Below are 25,083 nucleotides of genomic sequence, written 5' to 3' on the forward strand. Positions count from 1 at the left end.
TTCGTCACCCTCCGTCCTACGGTGGAGTGCTGATGTGAGTGTACTAATTGTCACTGAACATCCCCGTCGTTCCGGGTGCGAGTGGTCTTGCGGCCGATTCTGGTCGGCGGTCCGGGGCGGCGGGCTGGTTCGGCCGTGAGCGAACGCCGCCGGGCACAGGCCCCTGGCCGGGCACCGTAGCATGGTGATGCCCTCCCCGGCGATTGAGGCGTCGGGGAGGGCAGTTCCTGGTCGACGAAAGTGCAGTTCAGGGATGATGAGCAGTCACATCATTGACATGAACCGACGATTCTTCGACCTGATGGACGATCAGCGCCACTGCTGGTACGAGCCGCCGTTGCCGCTCAGGGTGTAGACGTTCCCGTTGGCGTTGCTGTCCAGGAACAGGCCGGTGGCCAGGTTCTGGTAGGTGCTGCCGTAGGGGGCCGCCCGCTTCACCCACTTCTGGTAGCTGCCGCCGTTGCCGCCCAGGGTGTAGACGTTGCCGTTGGCGTTGCTGTCCAGGAACAGGCCGGTGGCCTTGTTCTGCAGGGTGAAGGTGTTGTTGCCCAGGTTGTTGGCGTACCAGCGCTGGTACGAGCCGCCGTTGGCGGGGAGCGTGTAGACGTTGCCGTTGGCGTTGCTGTCCAGCAGGCGGCTGGTGGCGACGTTCTGGAGGGTGATCTCGGTGGCGGCGGCCGCCGGGGTGGCGGCCAGGACGGTCGTGCCGCCGGCCAGGACGGCCGCCGAGGCGGCGAGGGCAGCGGCGCGCTTGAGGAGCTTCATCGCGTTTCCTTCCCGTGATGACCGACCCCTCCGGCCGGTCGTCCCAGAAGGTATCCGGAAATGCGCGGCCGTCGAGTTCTCGCCGTTCTTGATGCACCCGCGTTCGGCCATTCGGAATGAAGCAGCTCAGCATTTATGCATATGAGAAGTATTTTCTCGTCAGTTTGTCAACGAAGGGAGTTTTGTGGACGGCAGGTCCACGGGATGTGAAGGGTGGCCTCCTCCGCTGGCCATGCCGGTCGTCAGGGAATCGGACAAAACGGAGAAATATGCTGTCCGGAAACTTGGCCGGATCCGGTCGGGGCGCACGCGCCCCGACCGGGGGCGCGGACGGCGCGGACTACGCCACCCAGACCGTGGTGATGTTGCAGAACTCCCGGATGCCGTGTCCGGACAGTTCCCGGCCGAATCCGGAGCGCTTGACCCCGCCGAACGGCAGGGCCGGGTGCGAGGCCGTCATGCCGTTGAAGAACACCCCGCCCGCCTGGATGTCCCGCACGAACCGGTCCTGCTCGGCCGGGTCCTCCGTCCAGACGTTGGAGCTCAGGCCGAACGGGGTGTCGTTGGCCAGCGCGACCGCGTGGTCCAGATCGTCCGCCCGGTAGACCGTGGCGACCGGGCCGAAGGTCTCCTCGTGGTGGATCCGCATCCCCGGCGTGATGCCGGTCAGCACGGTCGGCTCGTAGAACCACCCGCCGTCCAGGCCCCGCGCGTCCAGGCCCTCCGGGCGGCGCCCGCCGCACTCCACCCCGGCCCCGTGCGCCCGCGCGTCGTCGACCAGTTCGGCCAGGTCGTCCCGCCCCTGCCGGCTGGCCAGCGGACCGACCTGGGTGGCCTCGTCCATCGGGTCGCCGACCCGCAGCGCCCGCATGGCCTCGGTGAACGCGGCGGTGAACCGGTCGTAGACCTCGGTGTGCACGATGAACCGCTTGGCGGCGATGCAGGACTGCCCGTTGTTCTGCGAGCGCGCCGTGACGGCGGTGGCGACGGCGGCGTCCAGGTCCGCGCTCGGCAGGACGACGAACGGGTCGCTGCCGCCCAGCTCCAGCACCGCCTTCTTCACCTCGTCGGCCGCCGTGGCCGCGACCGCCCGGCCGGCCGGCTCGCTGCCGGTGAGCGTCACCGCGGCCACCCGGGGGTCGCGGATCACGCCCTCCACCGCGCCGGAGCCGATCAGCAGGGTCTGGAAACAGCCCTCCGGGAAGCCGGCCCGCCGGAACAGCTCCTCCAGCGCGACCGCCGTGCGCGGCACGTTGGACGCGTGCTTGAGCAGGCCGACGTTGCCGGCCATCAGCGCGGGCGCGGCGAACCGCACGACCTGCCAGAAGGGGAAGTTCCAGGGCATCACCGCCAGGACCACGCCCAGCGGCCGGTACCGCACGTACGCCCGGGCCGCCCCGGAGTCGGCGACGTCGGCCGGCTCCGGGTGCTCGTCGGCGAGCAGCGCCTCGGCGTTCTCGGCGTACCAGCGCATCGCCCTGGCGCACTTGGCGGCCTCGGCGCGGGCCGCGGTGAGCGGCTTGCCCATCTCCTCGGTCATCGTCCGTGCGACGGTCTCCCGCTCCTGGTCGAGCAGGTCGGCGGCGCGGCGCAGCAGGCCGGCGCGCTGGGCGTAGGACGTGGTGCGGTACGTCCGGAAGGCCGCCTCGGCGCGGGCCAGCCGCTGTTCGAGGCCGGCCGCGTCCAGGGGTTCGAAGGTCTCCAGGGTCTCGCCGGTCGCGGGGTTCACGCTTGCGATGGGCATCGCGGCCCTCCCAGGGGTGCGCGGAGTGGGACGTGTCGGTCCTCCCACCCTCGCCCACCGCCCGCGCCGGGGCACCCCGACACCGCCCGGCGTGTCCCGCCGGGCGGTGGTCCGCGGGTTCCTAGTGCGGCAGCGCCTCCGCCCGGACCGCCGCCGTGCGGGCACGGGCGCCGGCCCTGGTCCGGCCGGCGGTGACCAGGCGGTTGGGGAAGCGGTGCAGGTACTCGGCCTCCAGCTGCCCGGTGCGCAGGGTGTGCCGCTTGAGCGCCTCCTCGGAGCCGTACAGGAAGGTCTCGTGCCTGGTCCGGTGCAGCTGCTCCAGCTCGTGCACCAGGGTGTCGTTGTCCAGGGCGTGCGGGGAGATGCCCTCGGGCCTGGTGTGCGGGGCGTCGGGGTGCGGCATGTCCACTCCCTCCTCGGCGGGAACCGGAAACCCCCCGAGTACCCGGTGCCCCGCGAGACCCTCCGGTACGCGTCGAACGGTCTCCGGAATGGACAAGAACTCTTGCACAAGGTCTGTTGCGCAAGGGTTCTTGTGGATATCCTCGCCGTATGACCCAGCCCCACGAACCCGGCGAGCCCACCGAATCCGAAGGCGCGGACGGCGTCCGGCAAGTCGCCGACTCCCGCGTCCTGGCCGCCCTCACCCACCCCGTCCGCCGCCGCCTCCTGGACCTGCTCGCGGTGGACGGCCCCGCCACCGTCGGCCTGCTCGCCGAACGCACCGGCCAGGCCGTCGGCAGCATCAGCCACCACCTCAAGGTGCTGGTCGGCGCCGACCTCGTCGAGGAGGCCCCCGAGCTGGCCCGCGACCGCCGCGAACGCTGGTGGCGCCCGACCGCCGGCACCCCGCGCTGGCGGCGCGCCGACTTCGCCGGCGATCCGGTCGGCGAGGCCGTCGCCGACGCGGCCGGTTCGCTCCAGCTGGAGCGCCAGGCCGCCCTGGTGCGCGGCTGGTCCGCCGCCCGGCACGACTACCCCGAGCCCTGGCGGGAGGGCTGCGCGGTGGCCACCGAGACCTGGCTGCGGCTCACTCCGGAGGAGGCCCGCGAGCTGGCCGGCGAGCTGATCGCGGTGCTGGCCCGGTGGGCCGACCGGCCGGTCCCCGGGGACGGCCGCGCACGGGAGTCGGTCTTCGCCTTCGCCCACAGCGTCCCGGCCCGGCCATGACGGACACCGAGCTGCGGGACGCCCCCCGGTTACCCGCCGGTCTGTTCGCGGACCGCGACTTCCGGCTGCTCTGGGCGGGCGAGACGGTCAGCCGCCTCGGCTCCGCCGTCACCGCCGTCGCGCTGCCGCTGGTCGCGGTGGTCGCATTGGACGCCGGACCGCTCGCGGCCGGCCTGCTGAGCGCCGCGGTCTGGCTGCCCTGGCCGCTGATCGGTCTGCCGGCCGGGGTCTGGATCGACCGGTGGCGCCGGCGCACCGTGCTGGTCCGGGCCAACCTTCTCTCGGCGGTGCTGTACGCCTCGGTGCCGGCCGCCGCCCTGCTCGGCGTGCTGACCCTCGCCCAGCTGATGGTGGTCGCGCTGTTCGCGGGCACCGCGGCGGTCTTCCTGGGCGCCGGCCACCAGGCCTACCTGCCGGATCTGCTGCGCCCCGAGCGGCTCGCCGAGGGCAACGCCAAGCTCCAGGGCGGTGCCTCGGCCGCCCAGGTCGCCGGGCCGGGCGTGGCCGGGCTCACCGTGCAGGCCTTCGGCGCCGCCGCCGGACTGCTGGTCGACGCGGCGAGCTTCCTGGCCGCCGCCGCGGCGCTGCTGCTGATCCGTGGCCGGGGGGCCCGGGCGCCGGTGGCCGACCCGGCCCCGCTCGGCCGCCGGGTCCGCGAGGGGCTGGCCTTCGTCCGCCGTGACCCGTACCTGGGCGCGCTGCTGCGCTACGGGGCCGTCGCCAACCTCGCGCTGGCCGGCTACCAGGCGGTGTCGGTGCTCTTCCTGGTCGAGGAGCTGGGGGTGGCCCCTGCGGCGGTCGGCTGGCTGGGCGCCGCGGGGGCGCTCGGCGGGGTGGCCGGCGCCGCGCTCGTCCGCCCGGTCACCCGGCGGTTCGGGACGGCGCGCGGCGTGCTGCTCGCCCTGCTCACCGTCACCCCGTTCGGCCTGCTGCTGCCGAGCGCCCGGCCGGGCGCCGGGGTGCTGCTGTACGCGGCGGGGCTGGCGGTGATGGTGGCCGGCGTGGTGCTCGCCAACGTCGTGATCGGCAGCTTCCGCCAGCGCTACGCGCCACCCGAGCTGCTCGGCCGGGTGGTGGCCACCTCGATGGCGGCCAACCAGGCGACCATCCCGCTCGGTGCGGTGACCGGCGGCGTCCTGGGGGAGGTGCTCGGGCTGCGTCCGGCGATGTGGATCACGATCGCGCTGCTGACGGCCTCGGCCGGGCTGCTGATCGCCTCGCCGCTGCGGCGGGTGCGTGACCTGCCCGATGCGTGGTCGGGGGAGGCAAAAAAGTAGGATGACCACTTCGTATTCGTACCGCTCTCCCGGACAGGCACCGATGCCCCTCCCCAAGGCCGAACTGCACCTGCACATCGAAGGCACCCTGGAGCCCGAGCTCGCCTTCGCGCTCGCCGCCCGCAACGGCGTCACCCTGCCGTACGCGGACACCGAGGAGCTGCGGCGCGCCTACGCCTTCACCGACCTGCAGTCCTTCCTCGACCTGTACTACGCGCTGATGGCCGTGCTGCGGACCGAGGAGGACTTCGCCGAGCTGGCCGAGGCCTACCTGGCCCGGGCGGCCGAGCAGGGGGTGCGGCACGCCGAGATCTTCTTCGACCCGCAGGCGCACACCGCGCGCGGCGTGCCGCTGTCCGTCGTCGTGGACGGCCTCGGCCGGGCGCTGGACCGCAGCGAGGAACGGCACGGCATCAGCACCAGGCTGATCATGTGCTTCCTGCGCGACGAGTCAGCCGAGTCCGCGCTGGAGACCTTCGAGGCCGCCCGCCCCTGGTTCGGCGGCCGGATCACCGGCATCGGGCTGGACTCCGCCGAGGTCGGCCACCCGCCGGCCAAGTTCCGCGAGGTCTACCGGCTCGCCGTCGAGGCCGGCCTGCACCGGGTCGCCCACGCCGGCGAGGAGGGCCCGGCCGCGTACATCACCGAGGCGCTGGACGTGCTCGGCGTGGAGCGGATCGACCACGGCCTGCGCTGCCTGGAGGACCCGGCGCTGGTCGAGCGGCTGGTCCGCGAACGGATCCCGCTCACCCTCTGCCCGCTCTCCAACGTCCGGCTGCGCTGCATCGACACCCTCGCCGACCACCCGCTGCCCGCCATCCTCGACGCCGGCCTACTGGCCACCGTCAACTCCGACGACCCGGCCTACTTCGGCGGCTACGCGGGGGACAACTACGACGCCCTCGCCGACGCGCTCGGCCTGGCGGACGAGACGCTGCGGCTGCTGGCCGCCAACTCCTTCCACGCCTCGTTCCTCGACGAGGAGCGCCGCGCCGCGCTGCTGGCCGAAGTCGCCGCCTACGAGTTCGCGCCGCGGGCCGCCGCCCGGGCGTAGCGCAGCAGGACCACCCCGTTGCCGAAGACGCGGGTGGTCAGCAGCTCCAGGTCCTCGGGCGCGCCGTCGGCGGGGAACAGCCGGCGGCCGCGCCCGAGCAGCACGGGGTGGATCAGCAGGTGGTACTCGTCGACCAGGTCGAGGGCGCGGAAGGTCGCGGCCAGGCCGGCGCCGCCGAGGGCGAGGTCCCCGGTGGCGGCCGCCTTGAGCGCGGCGACCGCCTCCGGGGTGACCTCGGGGAGCACGGTGGTGTTCCAGTCGGCCTGCCGCAGGGTGCGGGAGAAGACCGTCTTCGGCATCGCCCGCCAGATCCGGGCGAACTCGGCGATCCAGGGTTCGACGGCCGGGCCGCGGTCGGCGTCGGGCCAGAAGTCGGCCAGCAGCTGGTGGGTGATCCGGCCGGAGACGAAGCCGCCCATCCGGCCCAGCTCGGCGTTGAGGTAGCGGTGCACCTCCTCGTCGACCCGGTTCCAGGAGATGTCCCGGTCCGGCCCCTCGAAGCAGCCGTCCAGCGAGACGGACATGAAAAGGACGATCTTCGACATCGGCGCCTCGCCCGGGATCGGGGTGCGCCCGCCCCGGGCCGAGGAGGCTCCGGGGGCGGGCGGCGGTGCGGGTCAGGGGTCTCAGATCAGTGTGGACCAGTAGTACCAGAACCGCTTGAGGACCAGCAGCACGATCACCGCGTACCAGAGCGCCGGCACCACCCAGTGGTAGCGCGCCGCCTCCCGCACCGCCGGGCGCAGGCCGCGCGGCACCGGGATGATCCCCGAGCGCAGGTTGTGCAGCGTGGTGTACCAGAACAGCGGGATCATCGCCGCCCACACCACCATGCAGTACGGGCAGAGCGCCCCGATCCGGTACAGCGCCTGGTACATCAGCCAGGTCACGAAGCCGATCCCGAACACCGTCCCGGCCTGCAGGCCCAGCCAGAACCAGCGCCGGTAGGTCGCACCCGCCAGCAGCCCGGCGCCGACCGCGAGCACCACCGCGAACCCGACGAGGCCGAGCAGCGAGTTCGGGAAGCCGAAGGCCTCGGCCTGGTCGCTGCGCATGACCGAGCCGCAGCTGATGATCGGATTGATATTGCAGTTCGGGACGTACGACGGGTCCTTCAGCAGCCGGATCTTGTCCAGCGTGAGGACGGCCGAGGCGAACAGCCCCAGCGCGCCGCCGATCACCAGCAGCAGGGCGTACGGGCGGCTCGCGCCGTAGGTGCGGCGGGTGACGGGGGCGGTCATCCGGTCACCTGCTTGACCATCGCGGTGAACTTCTCGGGCGAGGCGGGAGCGCCGCCCGCGAAGACGTCCAGCTTCTGGCCGTCCAGGCGGACGGTCGGGGTGCCGGTGACGCCGCTCTTGTCGAAGTCCTTGTTCACCTGCACCGCCCACGGCACGTAGGTGCCCTCCTGGACCGCCTTGACGAAGCCGTCGGTCTTCAGGCCCGGCACCTTGCCGGCCAGGTCGAGCAGGTGGTTGACGTCGGAGAAGGCGTCGTCGCGCTCGTCCGGCTGGTTGGCGTAGAGCACGTCGTGGAACTGCTTGAACTTGTCCACGCCCTCGTTCAGCGCCGCGCCGGCGGCGGCCAGCGCGGTGCGCGAGCCCTTGCCGCCGAGGCCCTGGTCGAGGAAGGTCGCCAGGTGGTACTCGATCTTGTACGTGCCGGCGTCGGCGAGCTGCTGGACAGTCGCCCCGGTCGTGGTCTCCAGCTGCTCGCAGTACGGGCAGCGGAAGTCCTCGTAGATCTCCAGGGTGTGCGGGGCGTCGGCCTTGCCGTAGGTGATCACGGTGCCGTCCGCGCCGCCGGCGTTGGCCGGCACGACCAGCGGACCGGAGGCCGCGGTGTCGCCGGAGCCGGAGGAGCCGCCGACGGCGAAGGCCACGCCGGCCACCAGGGCGAGCACGGCGGCGGAGGCGGCGCCGACCACCACGCGGCGGCGGATCCGGGCGGACCGGTCGGCGCGCTCGCGCTGCTCGCGCATGCGCTCGGTGGCGGCCCGGCGGGCCGCCTTGCGGTCGGCGGCGGCGGCCTTGGTGGTCTTGGGGGTCTGCGGGGACTTCTTGGGGGAGGTGCTCATGGGAAAGGTCGTCCTGGTGCTCGTGGAACGGCGTGCGGGCGCTGGGCGGCACGGCCGGCCGAGGACCTCGCGGCTGATCGCCGCGGCTCTCCTCAGCGGGCCGGCGCGATCACCGGCGGGCCGCGCCGGACGGCGGGGCGCAGGACGACGGATTCGGCGGGCACCCGGACGCGGCTGGCGCGCGGGAACGGCACCCGGGCCACCGGGCGGGCGGGCAGCGGGGCGGCGAGCAGCAGCAGCCGGCGGCCGGCCGAGGCGGCGAAGCGCTGCGCGAAGTCACCGAGGATCCTCACCGAGCGGGCCAGCGCGCACAGCGCGGCGTCGGCACCGCGCAGCCAGGCGGCGGCGGCCAGCGCGAGCGCGGTGTGCAGGAGCAGCAGTACCACCAGCCCGAGCGGCCGGGAGAGGCCGTGGCCGAGCAGCAGTCCGCCGAGCGAGCCGCCGCCGCAGAGCAGCGGTTCGAGGCCGCGGCCGGTGCCGGGCGGCAGCGAGGGACAGGTCGCCTGGGCGAGGCCGAACAGGGCGCTCAGGCCGAGTTCCAGCGGCAGGAACACCGCCACGACCGAGCCGTAGCCGCGCTCGCGGCCCGCCAGGGCGAAGGCCACCGCGAAGACGGCGGCGCCGGCCAGGGCGAGCGTGCCGAGCGCCAGCGGACGGCCGGTGACCAGCACCTGGCCGAGCCCTGCGAGCAGCACGAGCAGCGCGGCGAAGATCGCCGCGCGCAGCGTCCTGGGGAGCGGGGCCGTGCTCATGGGACCCGAGTGTGCCACAGGTGGAAGGCCGGACGGCGGGTCCGGCGGAACTGCTGTGAAGATCCTCACCACCGCTTCTGAGCTGCGCTTATATGCCGTTTACGTCCACGATCCGGGGCGGCTCGACGACCGGCGGGGGCGGCTCGGCGGCGGCCTCCACCCGGGCCTCGACCAGCTCCCGGAACAGCGTCAGGTCGGTGCGGACGGCGCGTTCGACGGCCCCGGCGAGCGCGAAGCCGCGCGGGCCGCCGAGCACCTCGTGCAGTTCCTCCGGGTCGTACTCGACGCGGATCTGCACCCGGGTGTGCGCCCGGTCCAGCGGACGCAGCGCGAAGGCGCCGTGCAGGGGCAGGCCGTCCAGGGTGCGCCAGGTCATCACCCGGCCGCGCCCCCGGTCGGTGATCTCGGTCTCGACGCCCCGTTCGGCGCCGGCGACCTCCACTTCCAGACGGGCGAGGTTGCGGCCGTGCGGCTGGGCGCTGCGGACGCCGTCGACGAAGCGCGGGTACTCGTGGACCCGGTGCAGCTGCTGCCAGGCGGCCAGCACCGGGCGTCGATGTCGATCTGTTCCTCAAGCGTGCTCATGGCGGGACCGACCTCCTCGGCTGGCGCGCGGTCGCCTCCTCCAGCCTGCGCCGGGGCGCGGTGGACGGCAAAGGCGGCCGACAACGCGACGGCGGACGGGCGGACGGGCGGACGGGCTGACAGGCTGACGGGCGGGCGGCGGGTGGCTGCGCGAGACTGGGCGCATGCCGGAACTGCCCGAGGTCGAGGCCCTGACCGCCTACCTGGCGCAGCGGCTGACCGGGCGGGTGATCGCCGAGGTCCAGCCGGTGGCGATCAGCGCCCTGAAGACCTACGACCCGCCGGTGACCGCGCTGGCGGGCCGGACCGTCGGCCCGGTCGTGCGGCACGGCAAGTTCCTCGACATCGAGGCCGGCGGGCTGCACCTGGTGGTCCACCTGGCCCGGGCGGGCTGGCTGCGCTGGAAGGAGGGCCTGCCCGCGCTGCCGCCGAGGCCGGGCGGGCGCAACCCGCTGGCACTGCGGGTGCGGCTGGAGGGCCCGGACGCGGACGGCTTCGACCTCACCGAGGCGGGCAGCAAGAAGGGCCTCGCGGTGTACGTGGTGCGGGAGGCGGCGGAGGTCCCGGGTGTGGCCCGGCTCGGCCCGGACCCGCTGGACCCGGGCTTCGACCTGGAGCGCTTCCGGGCGCTGCTGAGCGGCGAGCGGCGCCGGATCAAGGGCGTGCTGCGCGACCAGACCGTGCTCGCCGGGGTCGGCAACGCCTACTCGGACGAGGTGCTGCACGCGGCGCGGATGTCCCCGTACAAACTGGCGGCCGATCTGTCGCCGGAGGAGACGGCGCGGCTGTTCGAGGCGCTCGGCACGACGCTGCGCGAGGCGGTGGAGCGCTCGCGCGGGCTGGCGGCGGGGGAGCTGAAGGCGGAGAAGAAGCTCGGCCTGCGGGTGCACGGCCGGACCGGGCAGCCGTGTCCGGTCTGCGGGGACACCGTGCGGGAGGTGTCCTTCGCGGACTCCTCGCTGCAGTACTGCCCGACCTGCCAGACCGGTGGCCGGCCGCTGGCGGACCGGCGGCTGTCCCGGCTGCTGAAGTGAGCTCCGACGACGGGCGCGGACTGCGGGCCGGCCCCGCCCGGTGGGGGTGGGCGGGGCCGGTGGCGGCCGGGTTCCGGGCGGTGGCTCAGGGCTTGCGGGCGACGCCGCCCCAGTAGTACGCCGCGTACGGGTCCTCGGGCTGCTCGCCTTCCGGGTGCCAGGCCATCACCGGGGCGACGCCGGGCTCGATCAGCTCCCAGCCGTCGAAGAACCGGGTGACCTCCTCCTTGCTGCGCGGCACCAGGGTCATTCCGGCGGCGCGGGCGGAGCTGGTCACCTGGGCGACGGCGGCCTCGTTGAAGTCCTGGGTGGGGTGGGTCAGCGCGAGGTAGCTGCCGGAGGGCAGCGCGTCGCGCAGTGCGGCGACCTTGCCCCACGGGTCGTCCTCGTCGGCGATCAGCATCAGCACGGCGATCATCAGCAGGCCGACCGGCTGGGAGAGGTCCAGCGTCGAGTTGAGGGCCGGGTCGCCCAGCAGCTCGGCGGGCTTGCCCAGGTCGGCGTGGATGTAGGTGGTGCGGCTGGCCGGGGTGGAGACCATCAGCGCGCGGGCGTGGGCCAGCACGATCGGGTCGTTGTCCACGTAGACGACCCGGGTGCCGGCGCTGACCGACTCGGCGATCTCATGGGTGTTCGGCGAGGTGGGGATGCCGGTGCCGAGGTCGAGGAACTGGCGGATGCCGTACTGCTCGGCGAGGTGGCGCACGGCGCGCTTCTGGAAGCCGCGGTTCTCCTTGGCCTGCGCCTTCATGGTCGGCACCGCCTGCTCGATGGCCTGACCCATCGCGCGGTCCGGCGGGAAGTTGGTCTTCCCGCCCAGCCAGTAGTCGTAGACGCGGGCGGAGTGCGGGGTGCTGGTGTCGACCCCGTACTTCTCCCACTGGCTCAGCTCGGGGTCGTCGTTGTCGGAGCGGTCGGCGAAATCCTGACTTTTCGTCATGGCCACGTCCTCTTAAGGCAGATCATCAGACTGGGAGAGGTCAGACTAGCGGGCCCGGCCGGAATCCGGTCAGGGGGTGCGCGAACCGGTCGTGACATGGGCCGTTGGGGTGGTGATCGAGCCCGTCGGGGTAGCCGCCGGGAGGCGGACCGGTGAACGGGGGAGACATTCGCCATGCTGTCTGATCGTCAGATTACTTCGCGAAGATTGCTGCTGGTCGCGGCCGGGATGTCGCTGCTCGGGCTGGCCGGGTGCGGCCGGGGCGCGGCGGTCGTGGAGGCCGCCCGGGCGCTCGACGCGGCGGGCCCCGACGCCCTCCCGGACCTTCCCTCCGACCCCCCGGGCCCGTCCTGGGCCCCGAGCCCCTCCGCGGCCTTCACCCCGACCGCGACCCGAACTCCGACACCGACCGGCACCGCGACCCCGACCCCGACCCCGACGGCGGTCCGGTCCGCGGTCGGGGCCCCGTCCGCGGATCCGACGGTGGCCCGGACGCCGTCCGCCGCGGCGAGTCCGTCCGCGGCGCCCTCCGCGCCCTCCACGCCCTCCGCGCCGGCCCCCGCCTCGGCGGCGCCGTCGCCCGCGCGGGCGCCGTCCTCCTCCGACGGCAAGCCGGTCTACGAGCTGGACCCCGGGCACAAGGTGGTCGCGCTCACCATCGACGACGGCCCCGACCCCCGGCACACCCCGACCGTCCTGGCACTGCTGGAGCAGTACGGCATCCGGGCCACCTTCTTCCTGATCGGCGAGAACGCCGTGGAACACCCCGATCTGGTCCGCGAGATCGCCGCCCGCGGCCACCACATCGCCAACCACACCTGGACCCATCCCGACCTGCGCAGCCTCTCCGAGGGCAAGGTGCGCGACGAACTGGAGCGCACCTCCGACCTGCTGCACCGGACCACCGGAAAGGTGCCGACCTGGTTCCGGGCGCCGGGCGGCGACTGGTCCTCCACCGCCCTGCGGGTGAGCGCGGAGATGGGCATGCGGCCGATGGCCTGGTCGGTCGATCCCCGGGACTGGGCCCGGCCCGGGACGGGCGTGATCACCGACCGGGTCCTCAAGGACGTCCGCCCCGGCTCGATCGTGCTCAACCACGACGGCGGCGGCGACCGCTCGCAGACGGTGGCGGCGCTGAAGGCCTATCTGCCGGTGCTGATCGACTCCGGCTACTACTTCACCGCCCCGCCCGGATGAGCGTGCCGGGAGTGGAACGAGTGGAACATCGGGGTGGAACAAGGAAACGGAAAGGTCGCGGGAATAGCGCTTAAACCACCCGAAAGGGTGGATTAGCAGAATCGTTTCCCTGGTTTTTGGGCCTCTAGGGTGATGTCGCACCAATTCACCAGGTACCACTGAGTACCGCCTGAAAGGCCACCCGCCATGCGTCTGCGCAACGCCGTGCTCGCCGCCATCAGTGCGATCGCGCTCGTCCTCGCCGTCCCGCTCTCCGCCAACGCCGCCGCCGGGGAATTCCGCTACAAGTACGGCCCCGACTTCACCGGCGCGCTGATCGAGCCGAAGAGCCACGCGTGCGTCGACCTGCCGGAGGCCACCGACGAGGAGCCGGCGTTCGCACCCTCGAACCGGACCGGCTCGACCGCCACCGTCTTCCGCGACTTCGGCTGCGCGGGCGACACCTACTTCGTGCTCCGGCCGGGCGGTCGGGCCGGTGACCGGCTGCTGGTCCGCTCGGTGGTCTTCGCCTGATCCGCCGCGCCGGCGGCGCGCCCGCGCCGCTGTCGCGCGACAACGAAGCTAATTCGTACGAAGCACGGGACAAGACGGCTATTGGTTGAGACCATTCCGGTGAACCCGCCGTGAACAGCGGTCGGTGGACTGCCTGAAGACACCGGGAGCGGCCGTGCCGATTCGAACAGCCGGGCTCTCCGCCCGGGCCCGCAGAGCGCTGCTCCTCGTCGCCGTCCTGCTGCTCGCCGCGGTCGGCTTCGGGGTGCAGCGGGCGACCGGTGGCGACGACCCCGCCCCGGGCGGGGCCGCCGCGGTACCCGCCGGCCCGCGCACCGCCGACCGGATCATCCCGGTCCCGCTCTCCGTCGCCGCCGGCTCCGGCCCCGGCTACCGGCTCACCGAGCGCACCGTCGTGCGGACCGTCCCCGGGGCGGAGGCCGTCGAACGGCAGGCCGGGGAGGTGCGGCGGATCGCCGAACAGCTCGCCGAGGCGCTGCGCCGCCCGACCGGGCTGCCGCTCCCGGTGGTGGCCGACGCCGGTCCGGCCGCGGCGGATCGGACCGCGGCGAACGAGGCCGACGGCATCCGGCTGCTGCTCGACCCCGCGCTCCCCGAGGCCACCGGCACCGAGGGCTACCGGCTGACCGCCGACGCCACCGGCGTACGGATCGCCGCCCGCACCGCCGAGGGGCTCTTCCGGGGCACCCAGACCCTCCGGCAGCTGCTGCCCCCGCGGATCGAGAGCCCGCGCCCGGTCACCGGCGGCCCGGAGTGGACGGTCGCGCCGGTCACCGTCGAGGACCGCCCGCGCTACGGCTACCGGGGCGCGATGCTCGACGTCGCCCGCCACTTCTTCACCCCGGCCGAGGTCAAGGGGTTCATCGACCGTCTCGCCCTCTACAAGATCAACCGGCTGCACCTGCACCTGAGCGACGACCAGGGCTGGCGCATCGAGATCCCGTCCCGGCCCGCGCTGACCTCGGTCGGCGCGGTCAGCGAGGTCGACGGCACCCCCGGCGGCTTCTACACCGCCGCCGACTACCAGGAGATCGTCCGCTACGCGCAGGAGCGCTACCTCACCGTCGTCCCCGAGATCGACCTGCCCGGCCACAGCAACGCGATCCTCGCCTCCTACCCCGAGCTGGACTGCACCCGGAGCGCCCGCCCCTGGCCGTACACCGGGATCGAGGTCGGCTTCTCCACGCTCTGCCCGACCGGTGACGAGGTCTTCGCCTTCACCCAGGAGGTGATCACCGAGGTGGCCCGCCTCACCCCGGGGCCCTACCTGCACCTCGGCGGCGACGAGGTGAAGAAGATCTCCCCGGCCGAGTACGCGGAGTTCGTGCGGCGGGTCGGCGCCCAGGTGCTCGCCGCCGGGAAGACCCCGGTCGGCTGGAACCAGACCGCGCCGGGCGGGGTCGGAGTGCTGCAGTTCTGGGACGGCCGGGGCGGGCGCGACGCCGAGCTGAAGGAGGCCGCCGAGCGCGGCGCCAAGGTGATCATGTCGCCCTCCGGCCGCACCTACCTGGACATGAAGTACGAGGCCGGCTACCCGCTGGGCCTGGTCTGGGCCGGCACCATCGACGTCCGGTCCGCCTACTCCTGGGACCCGGACACCCTGGTGCCGCTGCCCGCCGGCTCCGTGCTCGGGGTCGAGGCGCCGCTGTGGACGGAGACCCTGGACACCCCGGAGAAGCTCGACCTCATGCTGCTGCCCCGGCTGCCCGCGCTCGCCGAACTGGGCTGGTCGTCGAAGGAGAGCCACTCCTGGGAGCGGTTCAGCACCCGCCTCGCCGAGGAGGGCGCCCGCTGGGAGGCCGCCGGGTACCGCTACGAGAAGCGGAGCGAGGTGCCCTGGCCCGCCGCCCGGTAGCCGGGGTGGGGGATCGCCCGGCGGCGGCGTAGCGTGACGAGGGGAGGGTTCGCGCAGGTCCCGAGACGGCGCAGGAGGAACGATGTCCGAACGGGAACCGGACCAGGCGAGGCAGGAAGAGTTCGCGGGTCGTGTGGTGCAGGTGCTCAATGACGCCTGCCTGGGGTTCATGGCCAGTGTCGGCCACCGGACCGGCCTCTTCGACACCATGGCGGGCCTGGCGCCCTCGACCGGTGAGGAGGTCGCCCGCGCCGCCGGGCTGGACGAACGCTACGTCCGCGAGTGGCTGGGCGCCATGGTGGTCGGAGGGTTCGTCGAGTACGACCCGGCGCGGCGCAGCTACTGGCTGCCGCCGGAGCACGCGGCGTCACTGACCCGGGCCGCCGGGCCGGACAACCTGGCCGGGATGATGCAGTTCCTGGCCCTGATGGGAGACGTCGAGGAACGGATCGTCGAAGCGTTCCGCACGGGTGGCGGGCTGCCGTACTCCGCCTACCCGCGGTTCCAGGCGCTGCAGGGCGAGGAGACCGCGGCGATCTACGACCTGGCGCTGGTCGACGTCATCGTGCCGCTGGTGCCGGGGCTCACCGAGCGGCTGCGGGAGGGCGTGGACGCGGTCGACATCGGTACCGGGCAGGGCCACGCCGTCAACGTGCTGGCCGAGGCCTTCCCGGCCAGCCGGTTCACCGGCGTGGACATCTCCGAGCAGGGCATCGGCGCGGCCAAGGCGGAGGCCGCCGCGCGGGGCCTGGACAACGCCCGCTTCGAGCTCGCCGACTCGGCCGAGCTGACCGGCTCCTACGACCTGGCCACCGCCTTCGACGTGATCCACGACCTGGCCCGGCCTGACCGCGCGCTGCGGGCCGTCGCGGCCGTGCTGCGGCCCGGCGGCGTCTTCCTGATGGGCGACATCGCGGCCAGCAGCCGGCTGGAGGAGAACATCGGGCACCCGCTCGCCCCGGCGCTCTACACCTTCTCGACCTTCTACTGCATGTCGGTCTCGCTCGGCGAGGGCGGTGCCGGGCTCGGCACCGTCTGGGGTGAGCAGACCGCCCGCCGGATGCTGGCCGAGGCGGGCTTCGGCTCGGTGGAGGTCGAGCGGATCGAGGGCGATCCGCTCAACCAGTACTACGTCGCCCGGCTGCCCACCGCGGCGTAGGCCCTGTCTCCCGGGTCGTCGCCGGGGTCCGGGTGGCCCTCGCGGGGGGTGCGGACGTAGGTTCGAAGAGTCCCCGCGTGAAGGGAGGGCGGCGATGACCGGCGACGGCTACGCACACCCCGAGGCGCTGGTCGGCACGGAGTGGCTGGCCCACCACCTGGACGACGGCACGCTCCGGGTCGTCGAGGTGGACGAGGACACCGGGGCCTACGAGCGCGGGCACCTGCCCGGCGCGATCGGCTGGAGCTGGACCACCGACCTGCACAGCCCGGTCGGCCGCGACTACGTCGACCGCGCGGGCGTCGAGCACCTGCTGCGCGCCGCCGGGGTCGAGGACGACACCACCGTCGTGCTGTACGGCGGCAACGACAACTGGTTCGCCGCCTACGGCTACTGGCTGCTGCGGCTGCGCGGCTTCGGCCCGGTGCGGCTGCTGGACGGCGGGCGCAAGAAGTGGGAGCTGGAGGGGCGCGAGCTGACCGAGGAGGTCATGGACTACCAGCACAGCACCTACCGGCTGGCCGGGCCGGAGCACCCCGAGGTGCGGGCGCTGCGGGACGAGGTGCTGGCGAAGGCCGAGGTCTTCGCCAAGCCGGGCTCGGACGCGGTGCTGGTGGACGTCCGCTCGCCCGCCGAGTACCGGGGCGAGGCGCTGGCCCCGCCGCACCTGCCGCAGGAGCAGGCGCAGGTGCCCGGGCACATCCCCGGCGCGGTGAACATCCCCTGGTCGCGGGCGGCGAACGAGGACGGCACCTTCCGGTCGGCGGAGGAGCTGCGGGCGCTGTACGGCGGGGAGGGCGTCGAGCCGGAGCGCGAGGTGATCGCCTACTGCCGGATCGGCGAGCGCTCGGCGCACACCTGGTTCGCGCTGACCGAGCTGCTCGGGTACCCGCACGTGAAGAACTACGACGGCTCGTGGACCGAGTACGGCTCGCTGGTGCGCGCGCCGGTCGCGCTGGGTTCGCAGGGGGCCCGACCATACGGTGAATGAGTGATCGTCAGCAGTTCATGACATGTCGTCACGGGTGGGAGGCGGCGTGATGTCGGCCTGTGTCTTCTTATGAACATCTCATAATCCAGGCGTACCGCGAGGGCTGTTGGGACAAGGATCGATCCGACCCGCTGTCCCACATACCCCGTGGAGGACCACTGTGCGCAAGAGGCTGATCGTCTCTGCCGCCGCCGGCGCGCTCGCCCTGCTCCTGTCCGTTCCCGCCTCCGCCGCCCAGGCCGGACCGGGAGCCGCGGGCATCGGTGACCCCTACTACCCGTCTGCCGGCAACGGCGGCTACGACGTCTCGCACTACGACATCCGGCTGAAGTACCAGCCCGCCACCGACGAGCTGGAGGGCACCACCACCATCCTGGCCACCGCCACCCAGGACCTCACCCGCTTCAACCTGGACTTCGTGCTCCAGGTCAAGGAGGTGCTGGTCAACGGGCGCACCGCCGCGTTCACCACCTCCGGAGAGCAGGAACTGGTGGTCACCCCCGCCCGGACGATCGCCAAGGGCAGCCCGATCACCGTCGTCGTCCGCTACGCCGACAAGCCCGGCGAGGTCAAGCGCGGCGGCTACTCCTCCTGGCGCCGCACCCCCGACGGCGGCGTGGCCGCCCAGGAGCCCGAGAGCGCCGCCTGGTGGTACCCGAGCAACGACCACCCCACCGACAAGGCGACCTTCGACGTCTCGGTGCTGGTGCCGAACGGCACCCAGGTGGTCAGCAACGGCACCCTGAGCACCAGCCAGCGGCCCGGCTGGATCCGCTACAACTACCGGCAGGCCAAGCCGCAGGCCACCTACCTGGCCACCCTGGCGATCGGCAAGTTCGACATCCGCCAGGACACCACCCCGGGCGGGCTGCCCGTCATCACCGCCTACAGCCCCGACCTCGGTGCCAACGCCGGCGCGGCGCAGGCCAGCGTCGAGCGCACCGGCGAGCTGACCGACTGGCTGAGCACGATCTTCGGGGCCTACCCGTTCGACACGGTCGGCGGCTACGTGCCCAACGTCCCCACCGGGTACGCGCTGGAGACCCAGGGGCAGATCTTCTACAGCCCCGCGCAGTTCGCCCGCGGCGCCAACACCTCCGTGGTCGTCCACGAGCTGGCCCACCAGTGGTACGGCGACAGCGTCTCCGTGCAGCGCTGGAGCGACATCTGGCTCAACGAGGGCTTCGCCCGGTACTCCCAGTGGCTCTGGTCGGACCACGAGAACGAGGGCACCGCGCAGGAGCTGGCCGACTTCTTCTACGACTACTACCCGGCCAACGACCCGTTCTGGTCGATCAAGCCGGGCGACCCGGGCGCGGACAACCAGTTCGCCGGTGCCGTCTACGACCGGGGCGCGATCACCCTCCAGGCGCTGCGCAACACCATCGGCGACGACAAGTTCTTCACGATCCTCAAGGGCTGGCCGACCGAGCACAAGTACGGCAACGCCACCATCCAGCAGTTCCAGGCGTACGCCGAGCGGATCTCCGGCAAGCCGCTCGGCGAGCTCTTCAACACCTGGCTGTTCACCCCGGGCAGGCCGGCGGCGGGCACCAACGGCATCGGGGCCGCCCCGGCCGCGGCGAGCCTGGCGCCGGGCGTCACGACCGGCAAGCACCCGGAGCCGAAGTCCTGGAAGAAGATCCAGGAGACCAACAGCGTGCACGAGCACAAGCGTTGACGATCGGCCGGAAGTGAGTGGCCGGGGCCCGGCCGTCCGGACGTGAGCGGACGGACGGGCCCCGGAACCCGTTTCAGGCCTGCAGGGAACGCTCTTCGGCGAGCACCAACTCCTCGATTCCGTAGAGGAATCGCTCCATCGCGGAGCGGGGGAGCACCGCCGGGTCGGCGGTCATGGCGAGCTGCAGGGCGGTGGGGGTGCGCAGGGCGTCCAGGGCGTAGGTGAGCCCGGGGCGCGGGTCGAAGTCGACGGGCCAGGAGAGCGTGGTGCGCCCGCCCTCGTCCCCGGTCGGCGCGGCCGGAGCGGCCTGCGCGGCCAGGCCGCTCGGGAGCAGGTCGCGGGTGTCGTTGAAGACGCAGGAGCGGTCGGCGAGCGGCACCTGCTCGGCGGTCAGGCGCTCGATCTCCGCGTCGAGCAGGCGCCGGTCGTGGTAGGCGTGCCGGTAGGCGGCGATCGAGGCGGCGTGGGTGCGGCGCACCGCGGCGCCGAAGCCGCTGTCGGCGCCCGCGCCCGCGCCCGCGTCGACGTCGGCATCGGTGAGATGGAGCAGGGCGTCGCCGGCGACCACGCTGACGGCGTCGGTCAGTCCGGACAGGAAGCGGTTGTTGACCACGACCTGGAGCACCGCGTCCGAGCGGCCGGCCAGCCGGGCCGTCATCGCCGCCGCCGCCGCGACCAGGACGGCGGAGGAGCCGGTGCGGTGCGCCGCGGCGACGGTGTCGACCGCGCGCAGCAGCGCGGGCGAGCTGAGCACGGCGTTCGGGAACCGTTCGGCGGCTCCGGGCTCGGCGTCGGTTCCGGTCCCGGCGGTGGTCGGCGGGAAGAGCCGGGGCGGGGCGGTGCGCAGCTTGCGCAGGGTGTGCGCGCGGGCGTTGGCGTCACGCTTCAGACCGCGCTCGGATGTCTGGAACTCGGCTTCCTCCAGGGGCTGTTGGGGAGATCGGGCAGCCCGGATGGCGTCCGGTCCGGTGCCCGCGACGAGTTCGCTGAGGTCGCGGACCAGCAGGCCCATGCCGGTGCCGTCCACCGCGGTGTGGGACAGCACCAGCGAGATGTACCGTACCTGGCCGCCGGCGACCACCAGGCCGACCCGGATCGGCCACCCGGTCGTGCAGTCGAACGGCCGGCCGGCCAGCTGCGCGTGCAACTCGGCACCGGTGGCGCAGAGTTCGTCCGCTTCGGCATCCGCCGCGCAGTCGCGGACGTGCACCGTCAGCAGGCCGGCCGGATCGACGATCTGGCGCAGGCCGGTGCCGTCCGGCCCGGGCCGCAGCCGGGTGTGCAGGGAGTCGTGCAGGTGGAGCAGGTGCCCTAGGGCGTCCAGGACGGCCGGCAGCGGCGGGCCCGGGTCGAGCGGGGCGGCGGTGGTGATGTTGAAGCGGGGGCGGTCGGCGGGGGTGAGGCGGTTGACGATGTCCCAAATGGCCCGCTGGCCCCAGGTGGCGGGTCCGCTGCCGGAGCGGCCGTCGGCGAAGGGGATCTCCAGTTGTCGACTCGTAGTCACCGTGGTGGTTCTCCGATGTGCTGGTTCGGACGCGGCGGTTGGTGCGGGTGGGTGCGGTGGGAGCCGTCGTGCAGAGTCTGCTGCACCGCCCGGACAGCCGTCGAGACCCCGGGGCGGCCGCCGGGCCCCCGGCCGGTCGGCGGGCTCAGCCGACGCCGGGCGGGTGGAGGACGCCGGTCCGGGCGACCCGGGCGTACCAGTGGGCGCTGGACCTGGGGCTGCGGGTGAGGGTGCGGTAGTCGACGTGGACCAGGCCGAAACGCCTGCTGTAGCCGTACGCCCACTCGAAGTTGTCCAGCAGCGACCAGGCGAAGTAGCCGCGCACGTCGGCGCCGTCGACGACGGACCGGTGCACGGCCGCGAGGTGCGCGTGCAGGTAGGCGGTGCGCCGCGGGTCGTCGACGCTGCCCCGCGGGCCGGGCCCGTCGGGGTAGGCCGCGCCGTTCTCGGTGACCATGAGCGGCAGTTCGGGGTGGCTGCGGGCGAGCGCGGTGAGCAGCTCGTACAAACCGGACGGGTCGACCGCCCAGTCCATCGCGGTGCGCTCGCCCGGCGCCTGGTGGAAGCCGACCCGGTCGGCGCCCGGCCAGGGGGAGGCGCCGCCCGCGCCGTGGCCGTCCGCGCGGGCGGGTTCGGCGCCCTCGGGCGTGGCGGAGACCACGGTCGGCGTGTAGTAGTTCACGCCCAGCCAGTCCAGGCGCTGGTGGATCGCGGCCTGGTCCCCGGAGCGGACGAAGGACCAGTCGGTGAGGTGCGCGGTGTCCGCGAGCAGGTCCGCGGGGTAGCCGCCGTCCAGCATCGGGCCGAGGAAGACCCGGTTGCCGACCGCGTCGATCCGGCGCACCGCGTCCCGGTCGGCGGCGGACGGGGTGAGCGGGCGCAGCGCGTGCGCATTGAGCGCCACCGACACCTCGGCCCCGGCGGGCAGCACCGAGCGCAGGGCCGTCACGGCCAGGCCGTGGGCGAGGTTGAGGTGGTGGGCGGCGCGCAGGGCGGCCACCGGGTCCGTGCGGCCGGGGGCGTGCACGCCCGAGCCGTAGCCGAGGAAGGCGCTGCACCAGGGCTCGTTGAGGGTGGTCCACCGGGTGATCCGGTCGCCGAGTGCCTCGCCCGCCAGGGCCGCGTAGGCGGCGAAGTGCTCGGCGGTGCGGCGCTGCGGCCAGCCGCCGGCCTCCTCCAGTTCCTGCGGGAGGTCCCAGTGGTAGAGGGTGGCGACGGGGGTGATCCCGGCGGCGAGCAGTTCGTCGGCGAGGCGGCGGTAGAAGTCCAGGCCGCGCGGGTTGGCGGAGCCGCGGCCGGTGGGTTGGACGCGCGGCCAGGCGATCGAGAACCGGTAGGCGGTGAGGCCGAGTTCGGCCATCAGCCGGACGTCCTCGCGGAGCCGGTGGTAGTGGTCGGCGGCCACGTCGCCGGTGTCGCCGCCGTGGACCTTGCCGGGCGTGCGGCAGAAGGTGTCCCAGATCGACGGGGTGCGGCCGTCCTCGGCGGTCGCGCCCTCGATCTGGTAGGCGGAGGTGGCGGCGCCCCAGTGGAAGCCGGGCGGGAAGCGGAGCGCCGCGGTGTCGGGGGCGGGGGCGGGGTCCGGCAGGGGCATGGTGGTGTGCTCCGGAGGGGAGGGGGCGGAACGCCCGGCCGGGCGTCAAGGCAGCGGGGGAGTCCGAATTCGATTGGGTGGTTGATCTTCTCGTCCGGGTGATGTCGGTTCCGTCGCGTCGAGTGTGCGCCAAGAGTGGTGCGCCATGACCACTCCAGATGTGAACGTTTCCCCCAGGAAGACCCCGACCACCACCGCCGGTGACGGGGTGTCGGCTGCCCGGCCCTCGCGGCGCTCCGTCGTCACGATCACCGGCGCCTCGGTGCTCGCCGCCGGGCTCACCGCCGCCTCCGCCGCGCCCGCGACCGCGCTCGCCCCGGGCGCGGCGCCGGCCGTCGTGCCGTCCGTCGTGCCGGCGGGTACCGATGAGCAGGCCTACACGACGGTGGCCCGCGCGATCGCGGTCTACGACGAGCACGACCGGCCGCTCGTCCCGGGCTACCTGAAGATCGTCCGGGACGGCCTGCCGCCGGCCCGGGCGCGGGCGACCAAGCGCGTGCTGGTCGTCGGCGCCGGGCCGGCCGGGCTGCTCGCCGCCGACCTGCTCAACCGGGCCGGCCACGACGTCGTGGTGATCGAGGCCAACGGCAACCGGGTCGGCGGGCGGATCAAGACCTTCCGCAAGGGCGGCCACGAGGACGGCGAGCAGCCGTTCGCCGACCCCGGGCAGTACGCCGAGGGCGGGGCGATGCGGCTGCCCGAGAGCCACCCGCTGGTGATGGCGCTGCTCGACAAGTACGACCTTCCGCGCCAGGAGTTCCTGCTGGTGGACGTGGAGGTGGAGAAGCCGTCGGTGCGGGCCAACCGGGCCTGGATCCACGTCAACGGCCTGCACGTGCGCCGCGCCGACTACGAGGCGGACCCCAGGGAGGTCAACGCGAGCTTCGGGGTCACCGGCCCCGACCTCGCCCGGACCGCCGCCGCCATCTACGCCGTGGCGCTCGAACCCGCGCTCGCGCTCGTCCGCGGCAAGGAGGGCGCGGCGCTCGTCGAGGGCTGGGCCACCGTGCTGCGGCGCTACGGCCACTGGTCGATGTACCGGTACCTCACCGAGGAGGCGGGCCTGGACATCAGGACCGTCGACCTCGTCGGCACCATCCAGAACGTGACCTCGCGGCTGCACCTGTCCTTCGTGCACAGCTTCCTGTCCGCCGCGCTGATCGACCCGAGGACGAAGTTCTGGGAGATCAAGGGCGGCACCGCCCGGCTCGTCGACGCGCTCTACGCCGCCGTGAAGGGCAAGGTGCGGTTCGACCGGCGGGCGGTGCGCATCGACCGGAACGGCGGCAAGGTCCGGGTGCACACCGTCTCCGAGGACAGCCAGAGCGGCAGGGGCGGGGTCACCGAGGTCTTCGAGGGGGACGAGGCGATCATCACCGTCCCGTTCGCCGGGCTGCGACACGTGGCCTTCGACCCGCCGCTCGGCTACGGCAAGCGGCGGGCGATCACCGAGCTGCACTACGACGCCGCGACCAAGGTGCTGCTGGAGTTCTCCCGCCGCTGGTGGGAGTTCACCGAGGAGCAGTGGAAGGAGTCGCTGGACGGCATCGAGGCCGGGCTCTACGAGCGCTACCGGTCGGGCCGGGTCGAAGACGGCCGCTACCTGGGCGCGCACGTCTCGGTGCGGCAGCTCGGGGTGAGCGTCCCGGAGGAGCTCAGGACGTGCTTCGCGGACTTCCGCCCCGTCGGGGGCGACCCGGAGGCCGCGCACCTGCGCGGTGGCGGCTCGGTGAGCGACAACGCCAACCGGTTCGTCTACTTCGAGCACGCCCACCCGCTGGAGGGCAGCGAGGGCGGCGTGGTGCTCGCCACGTACAGTTGGTCCGACGACGCGCTCAAGTGGGACGCGTACGCCGACGAGGAGCGTTACCTGCGGGCGCTCGCGGGGGTGCAGGCGATCTTCGGCCGGCGCTGCGAGGTCTTCTTCACCACCAAGTGCAGGACGCAGTCGTGGGTGCGCGACCACTACGCCTACGGCGAGGCGTCGGTGCTGCTGCCCGGCCAGCACACGGAGCTGTTCCCGGACATCCCGGGCTCCGAGGGGCCGCTGCACTTCGCGGGGGACCACACCTCCACCAAGCCGGCCTGGGTCGAGGGCGCGCTCGAATCGGCCGTCCGGACGGCGCTGCTGGTCCACCAGGGCTGACCCCGGCGGCTCGTCGGGGCGGGGCGGTCCCCGCGGTGTGCGGGGACCGCCCCGGGTGGTCGGCCGCCGGACGGGCCAGCTGGGGCCGGCTGGGGCCGGCTGGGGCCGGCGGTCAGCGGCGGGTCGCGGTGACGAGGTGGTAGTCGAGCAGGCCGTCGCGCCAGGCGCCGAGGAAGTTGCGGGTCCAGTGGCCGTGCGGGACGGTGCCCTCCAGGTAGCGGTCCAGCCCCGGCCACACGTCCGCCCCGATGGACTCGGTGGCGACGTCGGTGAATCCGGCGGCGGCGAGGTCGGCGGTGAAGGTGTCGAGCGGGTGCGCGACGTCCAGGCCGTTGGCGAAGCTGCCGAGCAGGATGCTCAACCGCTCGGCGACGTCCGGCCCCTCGGCGCTGAAGAAGGTGGTGACCACCAGCCGCCCGCCCGGCCGCAGCACCCGGGCCGCCTCGCGGGCGAAGCCGGTCAGCTCGCGGAAGTGCTGGGCGGCCTCGACCGAGTACACGCCGTCCAGTGAGGCGTTCGCGAAGGGCTGGTCCTCCGCCGAGCCCAGCGCGTAGCCCAGCCGGTCCGGGAAGGTGGCCAGCGCCTTGGCGTTGACGGCGCGGGCGCGTTCGATCTGGTCCGGGTGGATGTCGACGCCCGTCACCGCGGCGAAGCGGAACTCGCAGAGCGCGAGCGCCGCGCCCAGCCCGCGCCCGCAGCCGACCTCGGCCAGCCGCAGCGACTCCCTCGGCTCCGGGAAGGCGCGCAGCACCCGTCGGTAGAGGTCCTCCTGGCTGCGGACGCGGTCCTCGGGAGTGGGCACGGTGGTTCGGATGCCGCTCCAGTCACCGAAGTTGATGTATCCGCCGGCAAAACCGGCGGTCCGTGACAGGTCGTCGGCGCCGTACGTCTGGCGTACCGGTCCGGGGATGCGGTCCTGGCTCATGGCTCGCTCGGGCTCCTCGTATGTAGTGGCGGCGGCCGGTGGGCGGCGGCGTCGGACGGGAGGGCCGGTGCTCCGGGTCTCCCGCGGGCGGCGCGCGCCGCAGTACGTACCCAAACACGC

Annotated in this window: 23 protein-coding genes; 11 read left to right on the forward strand and 12 right to left on the reverse strand. The window is 73.5% G+C overall.

The window, feature by feature from the left end; all coding sequences use genetic code 11:
- Window positions 1–309 precede the first annotated feature (309 nt).
- From ACFU9E_RS18415 to ACFU9E_RS18425, 3 genes are all read right to left on the reverse strand, one after another.
- Window positions 310–765: an RICIN domain-containing protein gene (locus ACFU9E_RS18415; protein ID WP_380684163.1), complete on the reverse strand. Its 456-nt coding sequence runs from the start codon at window positions 763–765 to the stop codon at window positions 310–312.
- Window positions 766–1,105: 340 nt separating this feature from the next.
- Entirely contained in the window at window positions 1,106–2,509 is a 1,404-nt protein-coding gene (locus ACFU9E_RS18420; protein ID WP_380684164.1) for an NADP-dependent succinic semialdehyde dehydrogenase, read from the reverse strand.
- 121 nt (window positions 2,510–2,630) lie between these two features.
- On the reverse strand, window positions 2,631–2,912 hold the full coding sequence (locus tag ACFU9E_RS18425; RefSeq protein ID WP_380684165.1) for a DUF6158 family protein: 282 nt from the start codon (window positions 2,910–2,912) through the stop codon (window positions 2,631–2,633).
- Window positions 2,913–3,061: 149 nt separating this feature from the next.
- Between ACFU9E_RS18425 and ACFU9E_RS18430 the strand changes: the two genes are divergently transcribed.
- From ACFU9E_RS18430 to ACFU9E_RS18440, 3 genes are read left to right on the forward strand one after another with little or no spacing between them, the layout of a single operon-like run.
- Window positions 3,062–3,679, forward strand: a complete 618-nt coding sequence (locus ACFU9E_RS18430) for an ArsR/SmtB family transcription factor (protein WP_380684166.1) — start codon at window positions 3,062–3,064, stop codon at window positions 3,677–3,679.
- On the forward strand, window positions 3,676–4,956 hold the full coding sequence (locus ACFU9E_RS18435; protein WP_380684167.1) for an MFS transporter: 1,281 nt from the start codon (window positions 3,676–3,678) through the stop codon (window positions 4,954–4,956). The genes ACFU9E_RS18430 and ACFU9E_RS18435 overlap by 4 nt, the downstream gene beginning before the upstream one ends.
- Window positions 4,957–4,999: 43 nt before the next feature.
- Window positions 5,000–6,010, forward strand: a complete 1,011-nt coding sequence (locus ACFU9E_RS18440) for an adenosine deaminase (RefSeq protein WP_380684168.1) — start codon at window positions 5,000–5,002, stop codon at window positions 6,008–6,010.
- On the opposite strand, the gene ACFU9E_RS18445 is transcribed toward ACFU9E_RS18440, so the two are convergent.
- The 5 genes from ACFU9E_RS18445 to ACFU9E_RS18465 all read right to left on the reverse strand — a co-directional run bounded on the left by ACFU9E_RS18445 (window position 5,974) and on the right by ACFU9E_RS18465 (window position 9,386).
- Window positions 5,974–6,555, reverse strand: a complete 582-nt coding sequence (locus ACFU9E_RS18445) for a dihydrofolate reductase family protein (RefSeq protein WP_380715143.1) — start codon at window positions 6,553–6,555, stop codon at window positions 5,974–5,976. The genes ACFU9E_RS18440 and ACFU9E_RS18445 overlap by 37 nt on opposite strands.
- Window positions 6,556–6,636: 81 nt before the next feature.
- Complete coding sequence (locus ACFU9E_RS18450; protein WP_380684496.1) at window positions 6,637–7,251, reverse strand: vitamin K epoxide reductase family protein; 615 nt, start codon at window positions 7,249–7,251, stop codon at window positions 6,637–6,639.
- Window positions 7,248–8,087 carry a DsbA family protein gene (locus ACFU9E_RS18455; RefSeq protein ID WP_380684494.1) on the reverse strand — a complete coding sequence of 280 codons (840 nt, stop codon included), beginning with the start codon at window positions 8,085–8,087 and terminating at the stop codon, window positions 7,248–7,250. Before ACFU9E_RS18455 ends, ACFU9E_RS18450 begins: the two co-directional genes overlap by 4 nt.
- Before the next feature lie 92 nt (window positions 8,088–8,179).
- Window positions 8,180–8,839 carry a hypothetical protein gene (locus ACFU9E_RS18460; protein WP_380684493.1) on the reverse strand — a complete coding sequence of 220 codons (660 nt, stop codon included), beginning with the start codon at window positions 8,837–8,839 and terminating at the stop codon, window positions 8,180–8,182.
- A gap of 88 nt (window positions 8,840–8,927) precedes the next feature.
- Entirely contained in the window at window positions 8,928–9,386 is a 459-nt protein-coding gene (locus ACFU9E_RS18465) for an SRPBCC family protein (protein WP_380684492.1), read from the reverse strand.
- Window positions 9,387–9,588: 202 nt separating this feature from the next.
- Between ACFU9E_RS18465 and ACFU9E_RS18470 the strand changes: the two genes are divergently transcribed.
- Window positions 9,589–10,458 carry an Fpg/Nei family DNA glycosylase gene (locus tag ACFU9E_RS18470; RefSeq protein ID WP_380684491.1) on the forward strand — a complete coding sequence of 290 codons (870 nt, stop codon included), beginning with the start codon at window positions 9,589–9,591 and terminating at the stop codon, window positions 10,456–10,458.
- Window positions 10,459–10,543: 85 nt separating this feature from the next.
- Here the strand turns inward: ACFU9E_RS18470 and ACFU9E_RS18475 are convergent, their stop codons facing one another.
- Window positions 10,544–11,398, reverse strand: coding sequence for an SAM-dependent methyltransferase (locus ACFU9E_RS18475; protein ID WP_380684490.1), 855 nt, complete (start codon window positions 11,396–11,398; stop codon window positions 10,544–10,546).
- Between the two features lie 207 nt (window positions 11,399–11,605).
- Here ACFU9E_RS18475 and ACFU9E_RS18480 point away from each other — a divergent pair, with 207 nt between their 5' ends.
- The 6 genes from ACFU9E_RS18480 (at window position 11,606) to ACFU9E_RS18505 (ending at window position 18,794) form a co-directional block, all read left to right on the forward strand.
- The gene (locus tag ACFU9E_RS18480; RefSeq protein ID WP_380684489.1) at window positions 11,606–12,595 is read left to right on the forward strand and encodes a polysaccharide deacetylase family protein; all 990 of its coding nucleotides are present in this window, start codon (window positions 11,606–11,608) and stop codon (window positions 12,593–12,595) included.
- A gap of 186 nt (window positions 12,596–12,781) precedes the next feature.
- Window positions 12,782–13,108 carry a hypothetical protein gene (locus ACFU9E_RS18485; RefSeq protein WP_355365426.1) on the forward strand — a complete coding sequence of 109 codons (327 nt, stop codon included), beginning with the start codon at window positions 12,782–12,784 and terminating at the stop codon, window positions 13,106–13,108.
- 154 nt (window positions 13,109–13,262) lie between these two features.
- Window positions 13,263–14,963 carry a beta-N-acetylhexosaminidase gene (locus tag ACFU9E_RS18490; protein ID WP_380684488.1) on the forward strand — a complete coding sequence of 567 codons (1,701 nt, stop codon included), beginning with the start codon at window positions 13,263–13,265 and terminating at the stop codon, window positions 14,961–14,963.
- A gap of 82 nt (window positions 14,964–15,045) precedes the next feature.
- The gene (locus ACFU9E_RS18495; protein WP_380684487.1) at window positions 15,046–16,122 is read left to right on the forward strand and encodes a class I SAM-dependent methyltransferase; all 1,077 of its coding nucleotides are present in this window, start codon (window positions 15,046–15,048) and stop codon (window positions 16,120–16,122) included.
- A gap of 94 nt (window positions 16,123–16,216) precedes the next feature.
- Window positions 16,217–17,113 (forward strand): sulfurtransferase, encoded by an 897-nt coding sequence (locus ACFU9E_RS18500; RefSeq protein ID WP_355365420.1) that lies wholly within the window; start codon window positions 16,217–16,219, stop codon window positions 17,111–17,113.
- 160 nt (window positions 17,114–17,273) lie between these two features.
- Window positions 17,274–18,794: a M1 family metallopeptidase gene (locus ACFU9E_RS18505; RefSeq protein WP_380684486.1), complete on the forward strand. Its 1,521-nt coding sequence runs from the start codon at window positions 17,274–17,276 to the stop codon at window positions 18,792–18,794.
- A 73-nt stretch (window positions 18,795–18,867) separates the two neighbouring features.
- On the opposite strand, the gene ACFU9E_RS18510 is transcribed toward ACFU9E_RS18505, so the two are convergent.
- Both ACFU9E_RS18510 and ACFU9E_RS18515 read right to left on the reverse strand, forming a co-directional pair.
- Entirely contained in the window at window positions 18,868–20,298 is a 1,431-nt protein-coding gene (locus ACFU9E_RS18510) for a condensation domain-containing protein (protein WP_380715145.1), read from the reverse strand.
- Window positions 20,299–20,443: 145 nt separating this feature from the next.
- Complete coding sequence (locus tag ACFU9E_RS18515; RefSeq protein WP_380688483.1) at window positions 20,444–21,892, reverse strand: GH1 family beta-glucosidase; 1,449 nt, start codon at window positions 21,890–21,892, stop codon at window positions 20,444–20,446.
- Between the two features lie 145 nt (window positions 21,893–22,037).
- Between ACFU9E_RS18515 and ACFU9E_RS18520 the strand changes: the two genes are divergently transcribed.
- Window positions 22,038–24,038 (forward strand): flavin monoamine oxidase family protein, encoded by a 2,001-nt coding sequence (locus ACFU9E_RS18520; protein WP_380688485.1) that lies wholly within the window; start codon window positions 22,038–22,040, stop codon window positions 24,036–24,038.
- Between the two features lie 112 nt (window positions 24,039–24,150).
- Here the strand turns inward: ACFU9E_RS18520 and ACFU9E_RS18525 are convergent, their stop codons facing one another.
- Complete coding sequence (locus ACFU9E_RS18525) at window positions 24,151–24,963, reverse strand: class I SAM-dependent methyltransferase (RefSeq protein ID WP_380689040.1); 813 nt, start codon at window positions 24,961–24,963, stop codon at window positions 24,151–24,153.
- Window positions 24,964–25,083: the final 120 nt, after the last annotated feature.

The sequence above is a fragment of the Kitasatospora sp. NPDC057595 genome (genome assembly GCF_042800875.1).
Lineage (GTDB): Bacteria > Actinomycetota > Actinomycetes > Streptomycetales > Streptomycetaceae > Kitasatospora.

Bases quoted from the DNA above. Each gene is read 5' to 3' on its own strand.
- ACFU9E_RS18445 (WP_380715143.1), bottom strand. From the start codon at position 6,555: ATGTCGAAGATCGTCCTTTTCATGTCCGTCTCGCTGGACGGCTGCTTC.
- ACFU9E_RS18470 (WP_380684491.1), top strand. From the start codon at position 9,589: ATGCCGGAACTGCCCGAGGTCGAGGCCCTGACCGCCTACCTGGCGCAG.
- ACFU9E_RS18440 (WP_380684168.1), top strand. From the start codon at position 5,000: ATGCCCCTCCCCAAGGCCGAACTGCACCTGCACATCGAAGGCACCCTG.
- ACFU9E_RS18430 (WP_380684166.1), top strand. From the start codon at position 3,062: ATGACCCAGCCCCACGAACCCGGCGAGCCCACCGAATCCGAAGGCGCG.
- ACFU9E_RS18515 (WP_380688483.1), bottom strand. From the start codon at position 21,892: ATGCCCCTGCCGGACCCCGCCCCCGCCCCCGACACCGCGGCGCTCCGC.
- ACFU9E_RS18495 (WP_380684487.1), top strand. From the start codon at position 15,046: ATGTCCGAACGGGAACCGGACCAGGCGAGGCAGGAAGAGTTCGCGGGT.
- ACFU9E_RS18455 (WP_380684494.1), bottom strand. From the start codon at position 8,087: ATGAGCACCTCCCCCAAGAAGTCCCCGCAGACCCCCAAGACCACCAAG.
- ACFU9E_RS18425 (WP_380684165.1), bottom strand. From the start codon at position 2,912: ATGCCGCACCCCGACGCCCCGCACACCAGGCCCGAGGGCATCTCCCCG.
- ACFU9E_RS18485 (WP_355365426.1), top strand. From the start codon at position 12,782: ATGCGTCTGCGCAACGCCGTGCTCGCCGCCATCAGTGCGATCGCGCTC.
- ACFU9E_RS18415 (WP_380684163.1), bottom strand. From the start codon at position 765: ATGAAGCTCCTCAAGCGCGCCGCTGCCCTCGCCGCCTCGGCGGCCGTC.
- ACFU9E_RS18475 (WP_380684490.1), bottom strand. From the start codon at position 11,398: ATGACGAAAAGTCAGGATTTCGCCGACCGCTCCGACAACGACGACCCC.
- ACFU9E_RS18520 (WP_380688485.1), top strand. From the start codon at position 22,038: ATGACCACTCCAGATGTGAACGTTTCCCCCAGGAAGACCCCGACCACC.
- ACFU9E_RS18450 (WP_380684496.1), bottom strand. From the start codon at position 7,251: ATGACCGCCCCCGTCACCCGCCGCACCTACGGCGCGAGCCGCCCGTAC.
- ACFU9E_RS18435 (WP_380684167.1), top strand. From the start codon at position 3,676: ATGACGGACACCGAGCTGCGGGACGCCCCCCGGTTACCCGCCGGTCTG.
- ACFU9E_RS18500 (WP_355365420.1), top strand. From the start codon at position 16,217: ATGACCGGCGACGGCTACGCACACCCCGAGGCGCTGGTCGGCACGGAG.
- ACFU9E_RS18420 (WP_380684164.1), bottom strand. From the start codon at position 2,509: ATGCCCATCGCAAGCGTGAACCCCGCGACCGGCGAGACCCTGGAGACC.
- ACFU9E_RS18460 (WP_380684493.1), bottom strand. From the start codon at position 8,839: ATGAGCACGGCCCCGCTCCCCAGGACGCTGCGCGCGGCGATCTTCGCC.
- ACFU9E_RS18525 (WP_380689040.1), bottom strand. From the start codon at position 24,963: ATGAGCCAGGACCGCATCCCCGGACCGGTACGCCAGACGTACGGCGCC.